This is a genomic window from Okeania sp. SIO3B5, from assembly GCF_010692555.1.
GTDB lineage: Bacteria > Cyanobacteriota > Cyanobacteriia > Cyanobacteriales > Microcoleaceae > Okeania.
Window position 1 is genome coordinate 1 of sequence record NZ_JAAHHG010000665.1, and the last position, 4775, is coordinate 4775.

The window sequence follows — 4775 nt, forward strand, 5'->3', positions numbered from 1 at the left end:
AGACGCGGAGAGAGTAGGTGGAAAAGACGCGGGGAGGGGGAGACACGGAGACGCGGAGAGAGTAGGTGGAAAAGACGCGGGGAGGGGGAGACACGGAGACGCGGAGAGAGGAAGACGCGCATTTAATGAATAGAGCGAGTAGATTGAATTAATTACTCAATTATCCAATCTCTGCGTCCCCGTGTCACCGCGTCTCCGTATCAAACCTTAAAAACTTACCCTTGTAAGGAGTAGGGAAGATTGAATATTGATACCATTTCTCTGTAACAATGCGCTTAATAATTCTTACCAAAACCTGAATTTTCCTAATAGCTGTTATCTTTTATTAAGCGCAACTTCTGGGTTTACACAAAGGATACCAGGGGACATGATATTAACTAAAATCAAATAAATTAAAAATTTACCCAAAAAAAATGTCTCAAACTGATGTAATTGTAATTGGTAGTGGAATTGGTGGCCTCAGTTGTGCCGCTTTACTAGCGCGCTATGGTTTTAATGTCATAGTTTGCGAAAGTCACTCTATTGCTGGAGGTGCTGCTCATAGTTTTGAATATCAAGGCTATAAATTTGATTCTGGTCCATCTTTACATTCTGGTCTATCCTATCGTCCTTCTACCAACCCACTAGCACAAGTTTTAGATGCTATCGGCGAAAAAGTCCCCTGTGTAACCTACGACACTTGGGGTTGTTGTTTGCCAGAAGGTAACTTTAATACCTCCGTAGGTGCAGACCAATTTTGTGATGTTCTCCGAAAATTGAGAGGAGAAAGTGCTGTAGCAGAATGGCGTCAACTCCAAAAAGTTATGGCTCCATTTGCAGAAGCAGCGATCGCTATTCCACCAGTTTCTCTCCGTTTTGACTTAGGAGCAATAATGACCATGGGGCAGTTTCTACCTGCTATGGCAAAACACATTTTCAATGTTGGTAAGTTAACAGGACCGTTTTCCCAAATTATGGAAAATGTTGTCACAGACCCTTTTATTGATAACTGGCTTAATTTACTCTGTTTCCTACTTTCAGGTTTGCCTGCAAATGGTACCAGTGCCGCCGAAGTTGCATTTATGTTTGCCGAATGGTATCGACCAGGAGTTGTACTCGACTATCCTATTGGTGGCAGTGGAGCAATAGTTGATGCTTTGGTGCGTGGGTTAAAACGTCATGGTGGTCAATTGATGTTGAATGCTCATGTGGAAGAGGTGTTAGTTAAAAATGGGCGTGCTGTTGGCGTGGGTTTAAGAAATGGAACAGAAATTAGAGCAAAGGAAGCAGTAATATCCAATGCTTCTATTTGGGATACTTTAAAATTATTGCCAGAAGGTGCGGTGCCAAAATCCTTTCGGGAACAACGACAAGGAACACCAGAATGTAATAGTTTCATGCACTTACATTTAGGTATTGATGCTACAGACATCAAACCAGACTTGGCGTGTCACCATATTATTGTCAATCATTGGGATGAGATAGATGCACCTCAGAATGTTGTCTTGGTATCCATTCCATCTTTGATAGATGCTACTGTTGCACCACCTGGTAAGCACGTTATTCATGTTTATACTCCAGGAAATGAACCTTATAAATTTTGGCGTGGTATGGATAGAAAGAGTCAAGAATATGCACAACAAAAGCAACAACGAGCTGAGGTGATGTGGCAAGCATTGGAGCGAGTCATACCTGATGTGCGTTCTCGTTGTGAAGTAACATTGGTCGGTACTCCACTAACTCACGAACGTTTTCTCCGCCGTCACCGAGGAACTTACGGACCTGCAATTCGTTCTGGGGAGGGTTTGTTTCCTGGACCAAATACACCTTTACCAGGATTATTGTGTTGTGGTGACTCTACTTTTCCTGGTATAGGTTTGCCTGCAGTGGCAGTTAGTGGGATGATAGCAGCAAATACTCTTGCACCTGTTTCTCAGCATTGGAAAATGTTGGAAAGTTTGGGGTTGTAAGCAACATAGGTTTCAACAATTAATAGACTTGTCGCTTTATAACTTAAAAAATCCCCAAAAACCTTGTTCTATCAGGATTGTAGCTATTGACAACTAAAAAGCCTTGGAATGATTGCTCTGTCTAGGTTGGAGCGATTTTTTCCCTCTATTTAGCGACAACTCTAATAATTAATAATGGCTTTGTTGCATGAAAGTAGCGATAGAACATTTATTCCGCAGCTATATCGCTCTGTTTCGCGATTATTGATGTTTGATTTATCTATTGTCCAATAGTTATCGTTTTACTTATTAAACATCAAAGCTTTTACAGTTCATAGTTTCAGCCTTTTTCTGTTCAACATTGATGTTCTATTGCTCTATTGTCCAATAGTTATTGCTCTACTGAGAAAGCGATCGCTCTGTTTCGCGATTATTGATGTTTGATTTATCTATTGTCCAATAGTTATCGTTTTACTTATTAAACATCAAAGCTTTTACAGCTTATAGTTTCAGCCTTTTTCTGTTCAACATTGATGTTCTATTGCTCTATTGTCCAATAGTTATTGCTCTACTGAGAAAGCGATCGCTCTGTTTCGCGATTATTGATGTTTGATTTATCTATTGTCCAATAGTTATCGTTCTACTGATAAAAGCTAAAAGTATTTACAGCTTATAGTTTCAGCCTTTTCCTGTTAAACATTTATGTTTGATTTATCTATTGTCCAATAGTTATTGTTCTGCACACAAAGCGTTGGCGGAGCAAGTGCGACAGCTACATCGCTCTGTTTCGCGATTACTGATGTTCTATTGATCTATTGTCCAATAGTTATCGTTCTACTGATAAAAGCTAAAAGTATTTACAGCTTATAGTTTCAGCCTTTTCCTGTTAAACATTTATATTTGATTTATCTATTGTCCAATAGTTATTGTTCTGCACACAAAGCGTTGGCGGAGCAAGTGCGACAGCTACATCGCTCTGTTTCGCGATTATTGATGTTTGATTTATCTATTGTCCAATAGTTATTGTTCTACTGATAAAAGCTAAAAGTATTTACAGCTTATAGTTTCAGCCTTTTTCTGTTCAACATTGATGTTTGATTTATCTATTGTCCAATAGTTATCGTTCTACTGATAAAAGCTAAAAGTATTTACAGCTTATAGTTTCAGCCTTTTCCTGTTAAACATTTATATTTGATTTATTTATTGTCCAATAGTTATTGTTCTGCGGAGAAAGCGATCGCTTTGTTTCGCGATTATTGGTGTTCTATTGATCTATTGTCCAATAGTTATTGTTCTGCCGATAAAACATCAAAGCTTTTACAGCTTATAGTTTCAGCCTTTTTCTGTTCAACATTGATGTTCTATTGCTCTATTGTCCAATAGTTATCGTTCTGCTGAGAAAGCGATCGCTTTGTTTCGCGATTATTGATGTTCTATTGATCTATTGTCCAATAGTTATTGCTGTGCTGATTAAATATCAAAGCTTTTACAGCTTATAGTTTCAGCCTTTTTCTGTTCAACATTGATGTTCTATTGATCTATTGTCCAATAGTTATCGTTCTACCGATAAAACCTCAAAGCCTTTACAGCTTATAGTTTCATTCTTTTTCTGTTCAACATTGATGTTCTATTGATCTATTGTCCAATAGTTATCGTTCTGCTGATTTGCGTTGGCGGAGCAAGTGCGGCAGCTACATCGCTCTGTTTCGCGATTATTGATATTCTATTCATCTATTGTCTCCGTGTCTCCGTGTCTCCGTGTCCCCGCGTCCCCGCGTCCCCGCGTCCCCGTGTCTATGGAGAATGAAACAGCCCTCCCCTACTCCCCTACTCCCCCGCTCCCCTACTATCTTAATTATAAGTATTTAAACGGACATGATATTATTCCCCCTGTTGCCTGCGCACAGCGCTATACTTGACAACTTGCGTCATAAAACGTTATTATACGGCAGTTGTTACTGGTAATTATGTGGTAAAATTTGTCAAACCTAAAGAAGCTGCTGAAGTATTAGGAGTTGATGTTCGCACTTTGGTGAGATGGGAAAAAGCTGGTCAAATAAATGCTATAAAAACTCCTGCGGGTCAAAGGCGTTATGATATTGACTCCTATATTCAAAATGTGTCTGTTTCTAATAGAAAAACAGTTTTATACTGTCGAGTGTCAAGCAATACTCAAAAGTCATACTTAAACCATCAAGTAGCTGAACTACAAAACCTTTATCCTGATGCCGAAATTATTAAAGAAATAGGTAGTGGATTAAATTTTCAACGTAAAAAATTACTGAAGTTACTCTCACAAATTTTGTCAGGTGAAATTGAAAAAGTAGTAGTTTCTCATCAAGATAGGATAGCTCGTTTTGGGTTTGATTTATTTAACTGGGTGTGCGAACAAAATCATTGTGAATTAGTAGTTTTAAATAACAAAGATTTGTCTCCAGAAGCCGAAATTGTAGAAGATATTTTAGCTATTTTGCAGCGTTTTTCTAGCAGGTTATACGGCTTAAGAAAATACGAAACTCAAATCCAAAATGACTCCGAAATATACAATACATTCAATCAAAACAAAACTCAAATTAAATCTTGAAGAAGGCAGAGGGCATAAGGCAGAAGGGAAGAGGATAAGAAAGTTTGTTATTTGCTTCAGCAAAACTGAGTTTTATCGCGTTACTATATGGTATATAATTTCGTATTTTACCTAAGTCCTGTAATTATAAATGTCGCTCCGGTTCAGATAGCGATCGCTCTTGATAAAATCTTATTCCTAAATACTATACCAATTTCATAAAATATTGCTACAGTCACGACAGAGGGAACAAGATCGGAGAATGTGCACGGATTCGAACTGTG

2 protein-coding genes are annotated in these 4775 nt (G+C 38.3%); both read left to right on the forward strand.

Annotated features, from left to right (window positions below; all coding sequences use genetic code 11):
• The first annotated feature begins 413 nt into the window (after positions 1-413).
• Positions 414-1949, forward strand: a complete 1536-nt coding sequence (locus tag F6K54_RS40515; protein WP_293090073.1) for an NAD(P)/FAD-dependent oxidoreductase — start codon at positions 414-416, stop codon at positions 1947-1949.
• 1948 nt (positions 1950-3897) lie between these two features.
• Positions 3898-4512 (forward strand): IS607 family transposase, encoded by a 615-nt coding sequence (locus F6K54_RS40520; RefSeq protein WP_293090075.1) that lies wholly within the window; start codon positions 3898-3900, stop codon positions 4510-4512.
• Positions 4513-4775: the final 263 nt, after the last annotated feature.